Source organism: Rothia sp. 88186D007BW (assembly GCF_053544215.1).
This window is the reverse complement of sequence record NZ_JBPPTR010000005.1, coordinates 57749-73027: the sequence shown is the minus strand read 5'-3', so window position 1 is coordinate 73027 and position 15279 is coordinate 57749. Positions and strand designations below refer to the sequence as shown.

General features: G+C 59.6%; 12 protein-coding genes, 1 tRNA gene and 1 other RNA gene. 7 read left to right on the top strand and 7 right to left on the bottom strand.

From position 1 onward, the window contains the following. Positions 1-6: 6 nt before the first annotated feature. A complete protein-coding gene (locus ACEE09_RS04040; RefSeq protein WP_449082298.1) occupies positions 7-3219 on the bottom strand; it encodes a DNA polymerase III subunit gamma and tau in 3213 nt (1070 codons plus the stop codon). A 219-nt stretch (positions 3220-3438) separates the two neighbouring features. On the opposite strand from ACEE09_RS04040, the gene ACEE09_RS04035 reads away from it, so the two are divergent. The 3 genes from ACEE09_RS04035 (at position 3439) to ACEE09_RS04025 (ending at position 4624) form a co-directional block, all read left to right on the top strand. Beyond that, complete coding sequence (locus tag ACEE09_RS04035; RefSeq protein WP_449082296.1) at positions 3439-3663, top strand: transposase-like zinc-binding domain-containing protein; 225 nt, start codon at positions 3439-3441, stop codon at positions 3661-3663. A gap of 153 nt (positions 3664-3816) precedes the next feature. Next, a complete protein-coding gene (locus ACEE09_RS04030; RefSeq protein WP_449082294.1) occupies positions 3817-4095 on the top strand; it encodes a transposase in 279 nt (92 codons plus the stop codon). 22 nt (positions 4096-4117) lie between these two features. Further along, positions 4118-4624, top strand: coding sequence for a hypothetical protein (locus ACEE09_RS04025; protein WP_449082292.1), 507 nt, complete (start codon positions 4118-4120; stop codon positions 4622-4624). A gap of 123 nt (positions 4625-4747) precedes the next feature. Here the strand turns inward: ACEE09_RS04025 and ffs are convergent. Further along, positions 4748-4844: signal recognition particle sRNA small type (gene ffs / locus ACEE09_RS04020), an RNA gene on the bottom strand. 197 nt (positions 4845-5041) lie between these two features. Here ffs and ACEE09_RS04015 point away from each other — a divergent pair. Further along, positions 5042-5129 (top strand) — tRNA-Ser (locus ACEE09_RS04015). Positions 5130-5231: 102 nt separating this feature from the next. On the opposite strand, the gene ACEE09_RS04010 is transcribed toward ACEE09_RS04015, so the two are convergent. The 5 genes from ACEE09_RS04010 to ACEE09_RS03990 form a co-directional block, all read right to left on the bottom strand. Next, positions 5232-6401, bottom strand: a complete 1170-nt coding sequence (locus tag ACEE09_RS04010; RefSeq protein WP_449082290.1) for a cysteine desulfurase family protein — start codon at positions 6399-6401, stop codon at positions 5232-5234. Positions 6402-6404: 3 nt separating this feature from the next. Further along, positions 6405-7259, bottom strand: coding sequence for a carboxylating nicotinate-nucleotide diphosphorylase (nadC, locus tag ACEE09_RS04005; protein ID WP_449082288.1), 855 nt, complete (start codon positions 7257-7259; stop codon positions 6405-6407). A gap of 38 nt (positions 7260-7297) precedes the next feature. Further along, positions 7298-8857 (bottom strand): L-aspartate oxidase, encoded by a 1560-nt coding sequence (locus tag ACEE09_RS04000; RefSeq protein ID WP_449082286.1) that lies wholly within the window; start codon positions 8855-8857, stop codon positions 7298-7300. Between the two features lie 5 nt (positions 8858-8862). Beyond that, positions 8863-10116 (bottom strand): quinolinate synthase NadA, encoded by a 1254-nt coding sequence (nadA, locus tag ACEE09_RS03995; RefSeq protein ID WP_449082285.1) that lies wholly within the window; start codon positions 10114-10116, stop codon positions 8863-8865. A 240-nt stretch (positions 10117-10356) separates the two neighbouring features. Continuing rightward, a complete protein-coding gene (locus ACEE09_RS03990; RefSeq protein ID WP_449082283.1) occupies positions 10357-11025 on the bottom strand; it encodes a TetR/AcrR family transcriptional regulator in 669 nt (222 codons plus the stop codon). Between the two features lie 221 nt (positions 11026-11246). Here ACEE09_RS03990 and ACEE09_RS03985 point away from each other — a divergent pair, with 221 nt between their 5' ends. From ACEE09_RS03985 to ACEE09_RS03975, 3 genes are all read left to right on the top strand, one after another. Beyond that, positions 11247-11957 carry a queuosine precursor transporter gene (locus tag ACEE09_RS03985; RefSeq protein WP_449082281.1) on the top strand — a complete coding sequence of 237 codons (711 nt, stop codon included), beginning with the start codon at positions 11247-11249 and terminating at the stop codon, positions 11955-11957. A gap of 269 nt (positions 11958-12226) precedes the next feature. Next, a complete protein-coding gene (locus tag ACEE09_RS03980) occupies positions 12227-13684 on the top strand; it encodes an amino acid permease (RefSeq protein WP_449082279.1) in 1458 nt (485 codons plus the stop codon). 128 nt (positions 13685-13812) lie between these two features. Next, positions 13813-15252: an amino acid permease gene (locus tag ACEE09_RS03975; RefSeq protein ID WP_449082277.1), complete on the top strand. Its 1440-nt coding sequence runs from the start codon at positions 13813-13815 to the stop codon at positions 15250-15252. The last annotated feature ends 27 nt before the right edge of the window (positions 15253-15279 follow it).

The window sequence follows — 15279 nt, the reverse complement described above, 5'->3', positions numbered from 1 at the left end:
TCCTCGTTAGCCCTGGTGAAGGGGCTGTTCGTCAATTACTTTGCCGCCGAGAATCTTTTCCACGGCCCGCTGGCCGATCAGCACGGACGATTCGAGGGCGGCATCATCGTCGCTGGGGGTGAAGTCCTCAGGGGCTTCTGCCGGGGCAGGGGCCTGGGCTTGCTGCACGGAGCGTTGGCCTGCGGCGATCTGCGCGGCATGGCGCTCGCGGAAGGAAAGTTTCTTCCCGCCGGGCTGCCCGCCCGCTGGTTTGCTCTGTGGTGCGGACGCTTGTTGCGCGGACGCCTGTGGTTGGGCTGTGGGCGCTTGCGCGGCTTGAGCCTGAGCTGCTTGAGCCTGAGCTGCTTGAGCCTGAACTGCTTGAGTCTGCGCGGCTTGGGGCTGGGTGACGTGAGCTTGGGGCGCTTGCGCCAGGGGAGCACCGGAAAGGGGCGCTACCGGGGGGGTCTCTGGCTTCAGGTAGCCGACCCCGGCCACGTACTCAGGCTCATCGACGGAGGCATCATCAAAGTAGCCACCGTCGTAGTCACCGTATTCGTAGGCTACAGGGCCCTGGGGCTTGGTTCTATCGCTCTGAGCTTCTTCTTGTAGGGCCGCGTTATCGGCGTCCTTATGCCCCTGCTCGGCCAGGCCCTCACTGGTGGGGACAGGCTCTAAGGAGACTGCGTGCGGGCTATCTTCGTGGGCTACCTCCTCTTCTGCCTGTTCAGTATCAGATGGAGGGGTGACCTCTCTGGCTAGGGCAATGTTGTGTTGCTCCTGGGAACCATTTGAGGGGTGCTGGGCCTTGGCCATCTCAACGGGGTCTGCCTCCCCGTCAATGACGCGCAGGTGCGGGGGCGAGGGCTGCTCGCTGGGTGCCTGGTCTCTTGGTATCTGCTCGCTGGGCTCTTGCCGGTTTGCTTCTTGCTGGTCAGGCGCTTGCTGATTGGCCTCCTGCTCATTCCCTGCCGGGATGGCAGAGCCCTGTTCTGTAGGTTGGGCAGGGGGTGTTTCCGCTGGGTGCCCTGCCCCTGTAGCTTCGGGGGTTTCAGGGGTATCGCCGCTGGGGATAGCTGCTACCGACCAGGAGGTGACGGGGTTATTCCAGTCATTGGGGCTCCATGAGGGAGGCTCAGGGGAGCGGGGCTGGCCGTGTGCCGCCCAGGCTTGCTCGCCCCCGCGCGGGCCCTCAGCCACATCAGGCTGATGAGGCGCTGCGGGCTGAGGTGCTGCGGGCTGAGGTGCTGCGGGCTGGGAGTTTACCGGCTGACGATTAGCGGGCTGGCGGTTAGGCGACTGGGAGTTCGCGGGGTTCGAGTTCCCACCTTCAGGAGCCGAGTTCGACCCGGTCGGGTGGGGACTACCCCCACCGGGGCTGCCTCCACCGGGGTTGTCTCCGTTGGGGCGTCCGCCCCCGTTGGGGCCGCCACCATCACCGGGTTTCTTAATTTCCCCGCGCAACTGCACTTGCAGACCTAGCACCTGGGCCAGGGCCTGTTGAAGCTGCGGGAGGTATTCTTTGACAGCTTTGAGAACAGGCAGCTCAGCCCGCAGGAAGAGGGCGCCCTTCTCAAACTTGGACGGTTCACAGAGGGCGAACTGGGCGCGGGCAAAGGCCGAGGGAACGCGCGCCACCACATCAGCCCAGGAGTTAGCCACCATATCAACGGTGTTCTCACCAGGTACGCTCTGCTGAGTTGAGTGTTGCGGCACCTGAGATGTCTCAGATGCGTGAGGACGCTGCTGGCCTTGAGACACCTGGGGCGTCTGCTGGGCCTGGGGCGCTTGCTGACCGGTCTTAGCCAGGGGTGCACTAGCTAGGGGAGCTGTGGCCAAGGGGGCACCCGCCATGGGAGCACTTCCCGCAGCCCCCAGAGGAGGCCCTGCCAAGGGCGCACCAGCAAGAGGCGCACCAGTGGGGGTAGTCCCCGTCTGGGCAGATTGCTGCTGTGCACGCGCCAGGGGGCGGGCGGCGTCCGCACCCTTTTGGGCAGAAACAGCCTGTGCCCCCTGCTGGGAGACCCCCTGCTGGGAGGCCCCCTGCTGGGAAGCTCCCTGCGCAGGGAACTGGACTGAAGCCAGCTTGCGTTCTAGCCGGTCCAGGCGGGCAGTGAGACTGCCGATCCCCTGCTCCCCAGCAGCTAAGAGAATACGGGCGCAGAGCAGCTCCAAATGAAGCTGGGGGTTCATGGCCCCACTCATCTCGTTCAGGGCCTCATTGGTGAGGTCCGCCGCCCGCGACAGCTCAGCGCCCCCCAATTTCTCAGCCTGGGCGCGCATACGTTCAAGCTGGTCAGCGGCCAGCCCACGCAGAATTGAGCCGGCCGAATTAGGCACGGCCTTCACAATAATCAGGTCGCGCAGGCGCTCCAGTAAATCTTCGACAAAACGGCGCGGATCCTGACCAGTCTGAATGACCTTATCAACAGAGGCGAAGACCTCAGCGGCAGAACCAGAAGCAAAAGCGTCCACCACCTCATCAAGCAGCTCACCGTGGGTAAAGCCCAGCAGGGCCACCGCCAAATCGTAAGAGATACCGTGCTCATCAGAAGCCCCGGCCATGAGCTGATCGAGAATGGAGAGTGAGTCACGCACCGACCCGCCGCCAGCACGAACCACCAGCGGTAGGACGCCCTCAGAAACCTTCACGCCCTCTTCGGCGCAGAGCGTGGCCAGGTAGTTCCCCAGAATCTGCGGGGGCACCAGGCGGAAGGGGTAGTGGTGGGTGCGTGAACGAATAGTGCCCAGAACCTTATTAGGCTCAGTGGTGGCAAAGATGAACTTAATGTGCGCCGGGGGTTCTTCCACGATTTTGAGCAGGGCGTTGAAGCCCTCGCGGGTGACCATGTGGGCTTCGTCGATGATGAAGATTTTGTAGCGGTCACGCACCGGCGCAAAAGTGGCGCGTTCACGCAGGTCGCGGGCGTGGTCGACACCGCCGTGGCTGGCAGCGTCCATCTCAATGACATCTAGGGATCCGCCGCCATCGCGGGAGAGCTCCTTGCAGGACTCGCACACACCGCAGGGGGTGGGGGTGGGGCCTTGGGCACAGTTGAGGCAGCGCGCCAAAATGCGGGCTGAGGTGGTCTTGCCGCACCCGCGCGGGCCTGAGAAGAGGTAGGCATGGTTCACCCGGTTCTTTTCAAGGGCCGTCATGAGAGGTTCGGTGACATGCTCCTGCCCGATGACGTCGGCAAACGACTCAGGGCGATAACGGCGATACAAGGCAGTGCTCACAATAAACCTTCGGTTGAGTGCAGAAAAACTGAGCCCGGCCCAGGGGGCACAGCAAGAGAAAGACTCAGAAGCTGCCGCCCCGGGTGTGCTGGTTAACAGTCTAGTGGGGGTGGCTGACGTTTTAAGAACCGTGCGCGGCGGGCTTAAGCTGCTCCCTGCGTCCGCACCGCTCTCTTCCGCCCCACGTCAGTAGGGACCAGATTCCTCCCGAAATCTTTGATGCCCACACATACTATTGCAACTTTTCTGGTCCCTAGCGGGGTTATAGGCAGAAAAGTGTGTCCCCAAAACCCCACATGTCTGATATGCAACCAACGAACCAGACGCAACGGCACCACCAGCGCAGGAACCACACGCTACCGCTGCACCCACTGCGGCGCCAGCAGAACCATCAAACGCCCCACCAGCACCCGCAAACACCAACTAGCAACCTTCATCACCTGACTCACCAGTAAAAACACCCAGCAACACACCACCCTAGGAGCTGGACGAACCTTCCGCGCCAATACCGCCTGGTGCTGGAACATCACCCCACCACTGAAACAAACAGGCCAAATCCACCACGAAATCCAACTCGACGGCATCTACATCAGCGGCATGGTCTGCATCATCGCCTACAACCACGCTGTCGGTGTCATCGACTACCCATGGGCTAAAAGTGAGAACACCGCAGCCTACCAAGCCTTGTTATCAAGGATTCCAGCCCCAGATATAGCCGTTGTAGATGGTGGGGCTGGCTTTGCCAGCGCCGCCACAACATACTGGCCAGAAACCCAGATTCAACGCTGCCTAGTACACGTGTACAGAAATACCAGAACCCTGCTCACTAGTGCCTCACGTACTAAAAGCAGGCAAGTCCTTACTAAAGATTTCTAGGGCTCTTCTACGAGTAACTAACGTGGATGAGGCAGCAATCTGGTCAGCTTCTTTAGCGTCCTGGCATGCGCAGTATCAAGGCTTTATCAAGGAGAGAACTTGGTTAGCTGACGGGTCCTGGCAGTACATCCATGAGCGTGTGCGTACTGCCTATAGGAGGCTTGAGCGTTTGGTGAAGCAGGGTGTTGTGTTTACTTTTCTGAATCCAGACTTGCTCAGGGAAGGTCCTATTTCTCGTACTACGAATCATATAGAAGGCTATAACGCGAAAATCCGTGCCATGCTGCGTGAGCACCGTGGAATGCCGGTGGAGCATCAGTGGCCGGCGGTGGGGTGGCTCTTGTGGGTGGATGCTGCTTGGGGTTCTAGTGTTGATGAGGTGATCTGGTTGGAGCCGGTGCCGGTGGTTGCTCTTGCTGGTCGGAGAAAGAAGGCTGCTGTGGGGCGTTCTTTGGATGAGCAGCGTGGTGTGTTTGCTGTGGGTGAGGGTGTGGTGGTGCGGGGTGGTTGGGGTGGTCGTGGTGGGTGACGTGCCCGGGGTGGGACACACTTTTCTGCCTATAACCCCAGATTCCTCCCGAAATCCTTGATGCTCACACATACTATTGCAACTTTTCTGGTCCCTGGTGGGGGAGCGGGCAGATCTGGGCAAAATAAAGACCCCTTACGCACCCGTCAGAGCCCAGATACCCTTGCTGCCTTCCGGCCCTGGGGGAGTTTTCCAAGATGACGCCACGTAAGGGGCTCCAATAACTGTACCCTAAGCCGCCCTGAAAGACAAAGGCAGGCGGTGGCGTCCTTGCCCCTGCTGTTCACCCTTGCCCAGAGGTGCCGGTGCGGATGCCCCACGCGGCTCCGCCTGCCAGATTTGCGCGGACGCGGGGAGTGGGGTATGCTCGTATCTGTTCGCTTTCGTGAAGCTATGCAAATAGCTAAGCAACAGCCTGGAGGATTCGCCTAGCGGCCTATGGCGCACGCCTGGAACGCGTGTTGGGTTCACGCCCTCGGGGGTTCAAATCCCCCATCCTCCGCCAGCCGGTTTCATCGCCCACTTGATGAAACCGGCTTTTTCTTTGCCCTCTAACGACACTGCCGCCAGCTACCCTGAGCTATGGGTGCCCATAACTACTCCGCTATCAGCGGGGACCAGTACCTTGCGCCCGGGCCACCTCATCTTTAATGATGCCAACAATCCTCTGCCTATCCTCTGCCGCCAGTGGCTCAGCCAAGGAAAAACGCAGAGCAGATAGAGCAAGATCCTCGTCAAAGCCCATAGCAGTCAGCACAGGGGAGGGCCCCTGCGAACCGGCCCGGCAGGCAGAACCAGAACTAGCCGCGTACCCGGCAGCGTCCAAAGCCACCAGCAAGGACTCCCCGCTCACACCCTCAAACACAAAGGAGGCATGCCCCGGCAACCGCTCACTAGCATGACCTGTTAACTGCGCCCCAGGAACTTCCCGCAACATAGCCTGAACCAGCTCATCCTTTGACCGAAGAAGCGCTACAGCCTTGGATCCCACACTAGCAAGATGGGCACCAACAGCCGCCGCAAACCCAGCAATACCAGCCACGTTGAGCGTCCCTGCCCGCAGCCCACCCTCTTGTGAGCCACCGTGCATGGTCGGCTCCAAAGGCACCGGGCGCGGCAATAAGAGCGCACCCACCCCCTGCGGGCCACCAAACTTATGCGAAGCGATAGCCATAGAGGTCACGCCCTCACCAGGCCAAGCACCTGCCTTCAAAGAAACCGGCAACTGGGCGGCCGCCTGAACCGCATCAAGATGCAGGCTCACCCGGTGCTCACCAGCTAACTCTAAGAGCCTGTGAGCGTCATTGACACTGCCCACCTCAGCATTAGCCAGCCCCAGGGCCATAAGATTCACCTGCCCGGTAGCCAGCTCAGCTTCTAAAGCCGCATCAAGGACGAACCTGCCGGTAGCATCCACCGGCACATAACCCACCTGCACCCCGTGAAAACGGTTCAGATAAGCGCAACTAGCTAGCACCGATGAGTGCTCCACCTGGCTTGTGAGCACCTTCTGCGCGGAGCGCATAGCTAAGACCTGGCCAATAATGCCCAGGTTGTTGGCCTCTGTGCCGCCAGAGGTAAAAATAACCCCGCCGGGATGAATACCAAAAGCTGAGGCAATTAGCTCACGGGCAGCGTCCACCTCCTGGGCAGCGCGCGCCCCGGCTGAATGCAGGCTCGAAGCATTAGCCTGCCCCTGGGACCAGACCCGCAGCATGGCCTGCTGGGCGGCAGGGTGTAAGGGAGCGGTAGCTGAAGCGTCCAGATAGGCGGCCATTATCTAGCTCTCTAAGGCGTCAAGGCCCAGGTCCAAAGACCCGGCACTATGGGTGAGCTTGCCCACCGAAATCACATCAACACCGGTAGCCGCAATCTTGGCCACGGTCTCTAGGTTCACGTTGCCGCTAGCTTCCACAATGGCTCTGCCTGCAATGAGCTGGACAGCCTGCACCAGCTCAGGCAGCGAGAAATTATCGAGCATGATCGTGTCAATCCCTGCGGCAAGAACCGGCTCTATCTGCTCGATGCGATCAACTTCCACCTCAATATGTACCGTGTGGCCCACCCGCTCACGAACCTGACGCAGGGCAGCAGTCATGCTCTCAGCGTCCGAACCCTTCAGGGCTGCCAGGTGGTTATCTTTGACCATGACAGCATCAGAAAGACCAAAACGGTGGTTGTGGCCCCCACCCATGCGCACTGCATGTTTCTCAAAGGCCCGCAAACCGGGGGTGGTCTTGCGCGTATCAACAATGCGCACATCCCAGCCCTCAACAGCCTGAACATACCGGCTGGTTAGGGTAGCGATGGCGCTCATGTGCTGAGAAAAATTGAGGGCGATACGCTCCGCGGTCAGAATACCCCGGGCTGGGCCTTCAATGATGGCAAGCTGATCCCCAGCGGCCATAGGGGTGCCATCTGCCACCAGGGAAGTGACAGTGATAGCCGGGTCAGTCAGGGCGAAGGCTTCACGCACGATATCCCCACCAGCAAAAATTCCTGCCTCTCGTGCTACCAGGGCGGTGCGTAGCTGGGCATCAGCTGCCACCGCTGCCTGGGCGGTGATGTCGCCCCAGGGGGCGTCCTCGGCTAAGGCCGCGCGCACGGTGGAGGTAATAATCTGAGGAGTGAGCATAGTATTCTTTCCAAAAATAAGAGGGGGGTATAAGGGCGCTAGAAGGTCACCCGAATCAGGCGCGGGGCAGCCTGGGCAGGGTCGGTGAGCGGAAAGTCCTGACGTCGGTGCGCCCCACGAGATTCTTCACGCGCTAAGGCCGCGGCCGCAATAATCTGGCCCAGGGCTGATAGGGCACCCGGTAGCTTCTGAAGTTTCTGGTAGGTGGCAGTGATGCTGGTTGCTGACCGTTCAATCCCTAGGCCACGGTCCAGGGCAGCCCGCACAGCGGCGTCGATATCAGGGTTAGGCTCAGTAGCGCAGACCGCCCCAATACCGTCAAAAAGCTGGGCAGCAGAGACATCCACCTCAAGGGTGGGGGAGCCTGCCCCCTGGGTGCCCTTGGTAGCCGGGAACCAGCTGGCCTGGGGGGTGCTTTCAGCGCGGACGGCATCTGCCCCGGCCGCCTGCCCATAAACGATAGCTTCAAGCAGCGAATTAGAAGCTAGACGGTTCGCCCCGTGCACCCCGGTGCGGGCCACCTCACCCACCGCGTAGAGCCCAGGGACGGTGGTACGCCCTGCCTGATGTGTGTAAATACCACCCATGCAGTAGTGAGCTGCTGGGGCCACAGGAACGAGCTGGTTCTCCCAATCAATCCCCTGTGAGCGCAGCTTGGCAGTAATACCGGGAAACTCCTGGGTGAGCCCGCTAATCCCGCGGGCATCTAACCAGACCTGGCCGGTTTCTTCCAGGGCCCGGTGAACCCCCTGCGCTACCACATGGCGCGGAGCAAGCTCCCCGCGCGGGTCAATAGCTGAGAGAAAACGCTGGCCCTGGGCGTCCACCAACACAGCCCCTGCCCCGCGGACGGCCTCAGAAATCAGGCAACCAGTACCGGCAAGGACGGTGGGGTGAAACTGCACAAACTCCATATCGGCAAGTAGCGCCCCGGCCTGGGCGGCAGCTAAAGCCCCTTGACCGGTTGCCTGACGGGCCCCGGTTGAACGGCCGTAGACACCGCAGTAACCGCCGGTCGCTAAAATCACCGCATCGGCCTGGTAGGTAAATTCTTCACCTTCACCGGCAGGGGCAGTAGCATCTACGGTTACTAGGCCGCAGACCGCACCCTCCTTGGTCAGTAGGCGGTGTAGCTTCTGGCCGGGCACCTGCTGGATGCGGGGGTTAGCCTCTACCTGCTGGGCTAGGAACTGGTGCATCACAGCGCCGGTGCGGTCGCCCCCAGCGTGCACAACTCGTGGCAGGCTGTGGGCTGCCTCTAGGGCGAAATCGACGCTACCGTCTACCTGCCTATCGACCGGCAGACCCTGGTCAAGGAGCTGGTTGATAGCCTGCCGCCCGGCCTCTGTGAGGTAGCGGGCTGCCTGTGGGTCTACCATGCCCGCCCCGGCTTTGACGGTGTCCTCCGCGTGCGCTGAGGGGCTATCATCTGCCCCAATGGCTGCTGCAACGCCGCCCTGGGCCAGCTGGGAAGACCCGGCGCTGAGCACCATAGATTCTCCCGGGTAGATCAGGGTGACCTGCCCACCTTGGCGTGCGGCCGTGAGCGCCGCAGACTGACCGGCCAGACCAGCGCCGACCACAATGATATGGACCATAATCTTTACTTTGGTTTTGCAGCTAGCATACGCTCAAGGGCGACCTTAGCGTCACTAGCAATCTCGTCTGCCACCACAATCTGGTTGGGGGTGCGCCCCTCAACCAGTTCTTCCAGAACCCAAGCCAGGTAGGCCGGGTGAATACGGTACATGGTTGAGCAGGGGCAGACCACCGGGTCAAGACAGAAAATAGTGCGGTCAGGGTACTGCTGGGCCAAGCGATTGACCATGTTAATTTCGGTGCCGATAGCAATAACATCTCCCGGCTGTGAAGCCTCCACCTCTTTGCGAATGACCTCAGTGGAACCAGAAACATCTGCCGCATCGACAACCGGGGCAGGGCACTCAGGATGCACCACAACGCGCACACCGGGGTATTCGGCGCGGGCACGCTCAATCTGGGCGACGGTAAAACGCTTGTGAACTGAGCAGAAGCCATTCCACAAAATGACCTTAGCTGCCTGCAGCTGCTCCAGGGTGTTACCACCTAAGGGCTGGCCGGGGCGCCAGAGAATAATCTGCTCATCAGCAACACCCATAGCGCGGGCAGTATTGCGGCCCAGATGCTGGTCGGGCAAGAAGACCACACGCTCACCGCGTTCAAAGGCCCATTCGAGCACGGTACGGGCGTTCGATGAGGTGCAGACAATACCGCCGTTACGGCCACAGAAAGCCTTGATATCTGCAGCAGAGTTCATGTAAGTAACCGGCACCAGGGGAGCTTTCTCACCCTGGGCAGTCAGCGCTGCCATCATGTCGTCCCAGGCAACTTCTACCTGGGGCAAGGTGGCCATATCTGCCATGGAGCACCCGGCAGCCAGGTTAGGCAGAATAACTGCCTGATCGGGGCCTGAGAGAATATCTGCGGTTTCTGCCATGAAATGCACACCACAGAAAACAAAGGCTTCTGCCTCAGGGTGAGTGGTAGCGGCCTGGGCCAGGTTGAAGGAGTCGCCCACAAAATCTGCGAACTGGATGATTTCATCGCGCTGGTAGAAATGCCCCAGGATCTTGATGCGCTCGCCCAGCTTCTGGCGGGCGGCGGTAATCATAGCCTCAAGTTCAGGGGTGCTGGCCTGGGTGTAGCGCTGCGGCAGTTCTGCCTGGCGGGGTGCTGTGGTCGGGAAGGTATCAGCGATAGATGCGCCGGGGCCGTAGGAATGGTCCTGGTCTACCTGCCAGGGCTGGGCAGGGAGGTTGGCATCGCAGGTGGATTCTTCGCGCGCTGCTTGAAGGATAAGGTTAGTGACAGAAGACATTGTGGTCCTTGTGCTAGTTTGCGTATCGATGCAACGCTGTCGCACCAGCGAACGGTGTTGCGCAGGTTGGTTTCCCGCTAGAGGCCAGACTGATAGGAGCCTGGGTCTTTGAGGGTTTGGGCATGATTAAACACTGATTTGGCCCACACCTCAAATAAGGTCAAAGTGACTTGAAGAAATATTCTGTCATGAATATGACTCTCCTCATAAACAGGCCTTCTTCGGCCACTCCCACACCCCCTAAGAAGCCACCAACAAGTGCACCTTAGGGGAACCATCTAACCGCTGCGGGCGTCCGCTCTCATCAAAACGGGCACCCAACCCCATCTGAATAAAACGAATCGTATTCTCAATGTGGCGCTCGCGGGCAGCCTTATCACTTGCCTCATCGGTGCGATCAGCGCTCGACGATAAGGAACCGTGAACCAACTGCGCCAGCTCACGAATATCATTCTTGGGTAGATAACCGCGCTCAATGGCAGCAGAAAGAATACCGGCTAACACCATCTGCAACTCACGCACATGATCCCCCAACTTGGCAAAAGCCTCAGGGGAAAGCACCGACCGCATAGCAGGGCCAGGGGGCATATGACGGCGGGAAAGATCCTCAATCTGCAGGCGCACATAAATAGCTAGCTGATCAATAGGGTTCTCAATCCCGGCCAAGGCCTCCTGTAGTTCGGTCAGAAAGCGCTCTGTCTCATCCAGAGCGTAGGCAATGAGAAGCTCACCCATGTCAGCAAAATAGTTGTAGACCGCAGTGCGGCCAACGCCAGCATTCTTGGCGATGTGGGTCATGGTAAGACCGGGCAGGCCGCGCTCGTAGAGCAGGCGGCCGAAAGAATCAAGAATGGCGCGTTTGGTGTTCTCGCGCTGGGCGGCGTTGGTGGCGGCAGTAATTCGAGGCATAATGACACTCTACCGCCATCTGTCACTAAAAACTATTGTTCGCCACAGAACCTAGAAAACTGTCAGCAAAACCTGCCAAAAGTTCACCCCAGCGGACGCCAATGCGCCCCACTGCACACCCAGCAAGCAGTGCGACACCACCCAAAAATCGGTAAGCTAGTGGGCGCCCAGGTGGCAGGTGGGCACTTTTCAAACTCATCACTCAAACCCAGGGGATAACTGTGTCTACACCCTCCGCCAGCTCACCGGCGTCCGCCCAGGGGCACCTGGCCGATACCGGCTTTGCCCGCCCAGCCCGCACCTACTACGACCTGCTCCTTGTTGCTACCTGCGTGGTCTTTATCCTCTCCAACATTGGGGCAACCAAGGGCGTAACCTTCGGCTCTATCATCACCGACGGCGGATTCTTCCTCTTCCCCCTGGCCTACGTACTAGGTGATGTCATCAGTGAAATCTACGGCTTTAAGCTAGCCCGTCGCGCCATTATTACCAGCTTCGTCGCTGCCGCCGCTGCCGCCGCCAGCTTCTGGGTGCTCATCGCCCTACCTGCCGCTGACTTCTATGAAGGCCAGAGAGCCCTTGAAACCGTACTGGGGCCCGTGCCTCAAATTCTGGCAGGCTCCCTGCTGGGCTTTTTGGCAGGCCAGCTGCTCAACTCCTGGGTGCTCGTCAAGCTCAAAGCCGCAACCCGCGGCCGCCACCTCTGGGGCCGTCTATTGGGCTCAACCCTGGTCGGTGAACTAGCTGACACCATCATCTTCTGCTCCATTGCCGCCCCCATTATTGGAATTACAAGTTTCGGTGACTTCCTCAACTACGTCATCGTCGGCTACATCTACAAGTGCCTGGTAGAGCTACTACTGCTGCCTGTCACCTACCTGGTCATTGGCTGGTTCAAGCGCCACGAACCCACCTACGGCCCCGCGAGATAGAGCGAGAGCCCACCAGACTCGCGCTGTGCCCACTGGTGTCGTAGACACTGCGAGAGTCTCGTGGGCACTCACGTGGGCAGGTGCCCGCCTCTGCGGACGTCCGCCCGCCGCGTTCTGTCTGCTAAGGGTCCCGCACCCGACGCCAATAAGGTGATGTGCCTCTCACTGCCAAAGGGTGGGTGCTGAAGACCGGTTTTCCCTCAGAAAACCTGTGTAGACTTTCGGTTCATCACGTACACCACATCACCCCTTTGAAAGTGAGGGCACCTGTGGCATCAACCACCACCAGCCAGCAAGAGGGCGGCAAACTCAGCCGCGCCCTCTCCCACGGCCAACTCACCATGATCGCCCTCGGCCTAGCTGTGGGCACCGGCCTCTTCCTCGGCTCCGGCGCAGCTATCTCCATCGCAGGCCCGGCCGTCATCATCTCTTACGCCATCGGCTCACTTGTTGCCGCCATCATCGGCGCCTGCGCTGGCGAAATGGCCGTGCGCTACCCAGTCCGTGGTGGCTTCGGCACCATCGCCGGTAAATTCCTCAGCCCCTACGCCGGTTACCTCACCCGCTGGGCCTACTGGATGACCACCGTAACCTTAGCCGGGGCCGAGGTCGTAGCCGTCGGTGCCTACATGTCCTACTGGTACCCCCAGGTCCCCCTCTGGGTCTGGGTACTTATCGCCGGCGGCGCAATCTTCGTGCTCAACTACACCAGCGTCAAATCTTTCGGTGTTGTCGAATTCTTCCTCTCCTCCATCAAGGTTAGCGCGGTCATCCTCTTCATCATCTTCGGTCTGGCCCTGGTCTTCTTCGGCCTCCCTGACCGTGAACCTACTGGTATCGCCAACCTCACCGCCCACGGCGGGTTCATGCCCAACGGCTTCTCCTCCATCTGGATTGCCCTGGGCGTGGTTATGTTCTCCTTTGGTGGTGTCGAACTCATCTCTATCTCCGCTGCAGAAGCCAAAGACCCAGTACGCTCCGTGCGCTCATCTGCCAAGGCCATGATGTGGCGCCTAGCCACCTTCTATGTGCTCTCCCTCTTCATCGTGGTAGCCATTATTCCCTGGACTACCGCTGCCACCTTGGGTAAAGAGATTGAAGGTTCCCCCTTCGTTACGGTCTTCACCGAACTGGGGATCCCCTACATTGGCGGTATCACCAACTTCATCCTCATGACCGCAGCCCTCTCAGGTGCTAACGCTGCCCTCTACGCAGCTACCCGCCTGCTGCACGCCCTGGGCCACGAGAACATGGCCCCCAAGGTCCTTTCCCGTACCAGCCCCTCAGGCATCCCGGCCCTGGCGCTCACCATCTCATCTTTGGGTGCTGTAGTGGCCATGATCATGGCTATCTCGGGCGTGGGCGGAATCTTCGTCTACATGATGGCTCTCGTCACCGTTTGCATGCTGATGGTCTGGTCCATGATTCTGCTCTCCTACATGGCCTACAAAAAGGCCGAAGGTGATGCCTCCCCTTTCCGTGTCTTCGGCGGCTCAGCTACCGCAGCACTTGGTCTGGCCGGTGTGGTTGCAACCTTCATTGCCATGTTTTTCGCTGGCGGCTCTATGCTCCCCTCCATCCTGGTGGGTCTAGGCTTCTTTAGCCTCATCACCATCATCTACTTCGCCGGAGTCAATAAGAACATCAGCACCTCCGATGATGCCTTTGAAGAGGTCCGCGCTATCACCACTCAGGTGTCCGTGGCTCAGACCCCTCCGCAGCGCTAAAATCAGTAGCAGATCTACATCAGGACGCCGGTAGCCGCCCCCCTGCCCTAGAGCAGGGCAGGGGTGCACCGGCGTCCGCACATTAACACTCCTATCGCACACCACCTTTTCTCACAGTAAGGTTTACCGTGGCACACACACCTTCGCAGGGGCAGGCCAAAGCGCCCACCCTTAAACGCTCACTCACCCATGGGCAAATGACCATGATTGTGTTGGGTTCGGCCCTGGGTACCGGGCTTTTCTTAGGCTCATCTGGTGCTATTGCCCTAGCTGGCCCGGCCGTCATTCTCTCGTACGCTATTGGCTCCCTGGTAGCTGCCGTTATTGCCGCCTCTACCGGTGAAATGGCCGTGCGCTACCCGGTGCGCGGTGGCTTCGGGTCTATCGCCGGGCGCTACCTGGGCCCTTACGCTGGCTACCTGACCCGCTGGGCCTACTGGACTGTCACCGCCGTCATCACCGGTATTGAGCTGGTAGCTGTAGGAACCTACCTGCAGTACTGGTGGCCTGATCTGCCCCTGTGGGTGGGGATTGTGCTGTTTGGCGCGGTGATTGTGGTGCTCAATATCCGCAGTGTTAACTACTTCGGCACCATGGAGTTCTTCTTGTCCTCCATTAAAGTCATTGCCCTGCTGCTCTTTGTGGTCGTTGGCCTGGCCTTGGTCTTTGTGGGCCTGCCCGGCCATGAAGCCAGCGGTGTTGCTAACCTGACCCAGGGCGGTGGGTTTATGCCCGCCGGTTTCCACGGGGTTTGGCTTTCTTTGGCTGTGGTCATGTTCTCCTTTGGTGGTATTGAGATGCTCTCCATTTCTGCTGCTGAGGCTAAGGATCCCGTGCGTTCTGTCCGTGCCTCAACCAAGGCCAATATGTGGCGTCTGGCAACTATCTATGTGGTTGCTCTTTTCATTGTTGTATCGATTATTCCCTGGCAGTCAGCGGCCCAGCTAGACGGTTCTGTGGAGGCCTCACCCTTCGTCCTGGTCTTTTCAGAAATTGGTGTTCCGTCTATCGCCTCGATGACTAACTTCATTATTCTGGTTGCCGCTCTTTCTGCAGCTAACGCTAACCTTTATGCGGGCACCCGCCTGCTGCACTCTTTGGCGAGTGAGAAGATGGCCCCTGCGCCTTTGGCTCGTGTGAGCGAGGGCGGTATTCCTGTGCTGGCCCTGTGGGCTTCAACCTCTGGTGTGGTGCTGGCGATTCTGCTGGCTCTCTTCTTGCCTGGCCAGGCTTTTGGTCTGATGATGACCTTGACCATGGTTTGTGCTTTGACGGTCTGGGTGCTGATTCTGCTGGCCTATATTGCCTTCAAGGGGGTTGAGGGTGATTCTTCAGCTTTCCGTATGTGGGGCGGACGGGGTACCGCGGGCCTGGGTATTTTCTTGCTGCTGGCTATTTGGGCGGCTCTTTTTGCCCGTAGCGGTAATGCTGCCCCTGCCACCATGGGTATTGCTTACTTCCTGATTTTGAGCATGATTTACTTCGGCGTGGTCAAGCGTGTGCATACTGGGCATGAAGACGCTTTTGCTGAAGCGGATGCTGCCGTGGAGTCGTCTATGCGACGCTAGGTACTTCTCGTAGGGCGCTTTTGGGGT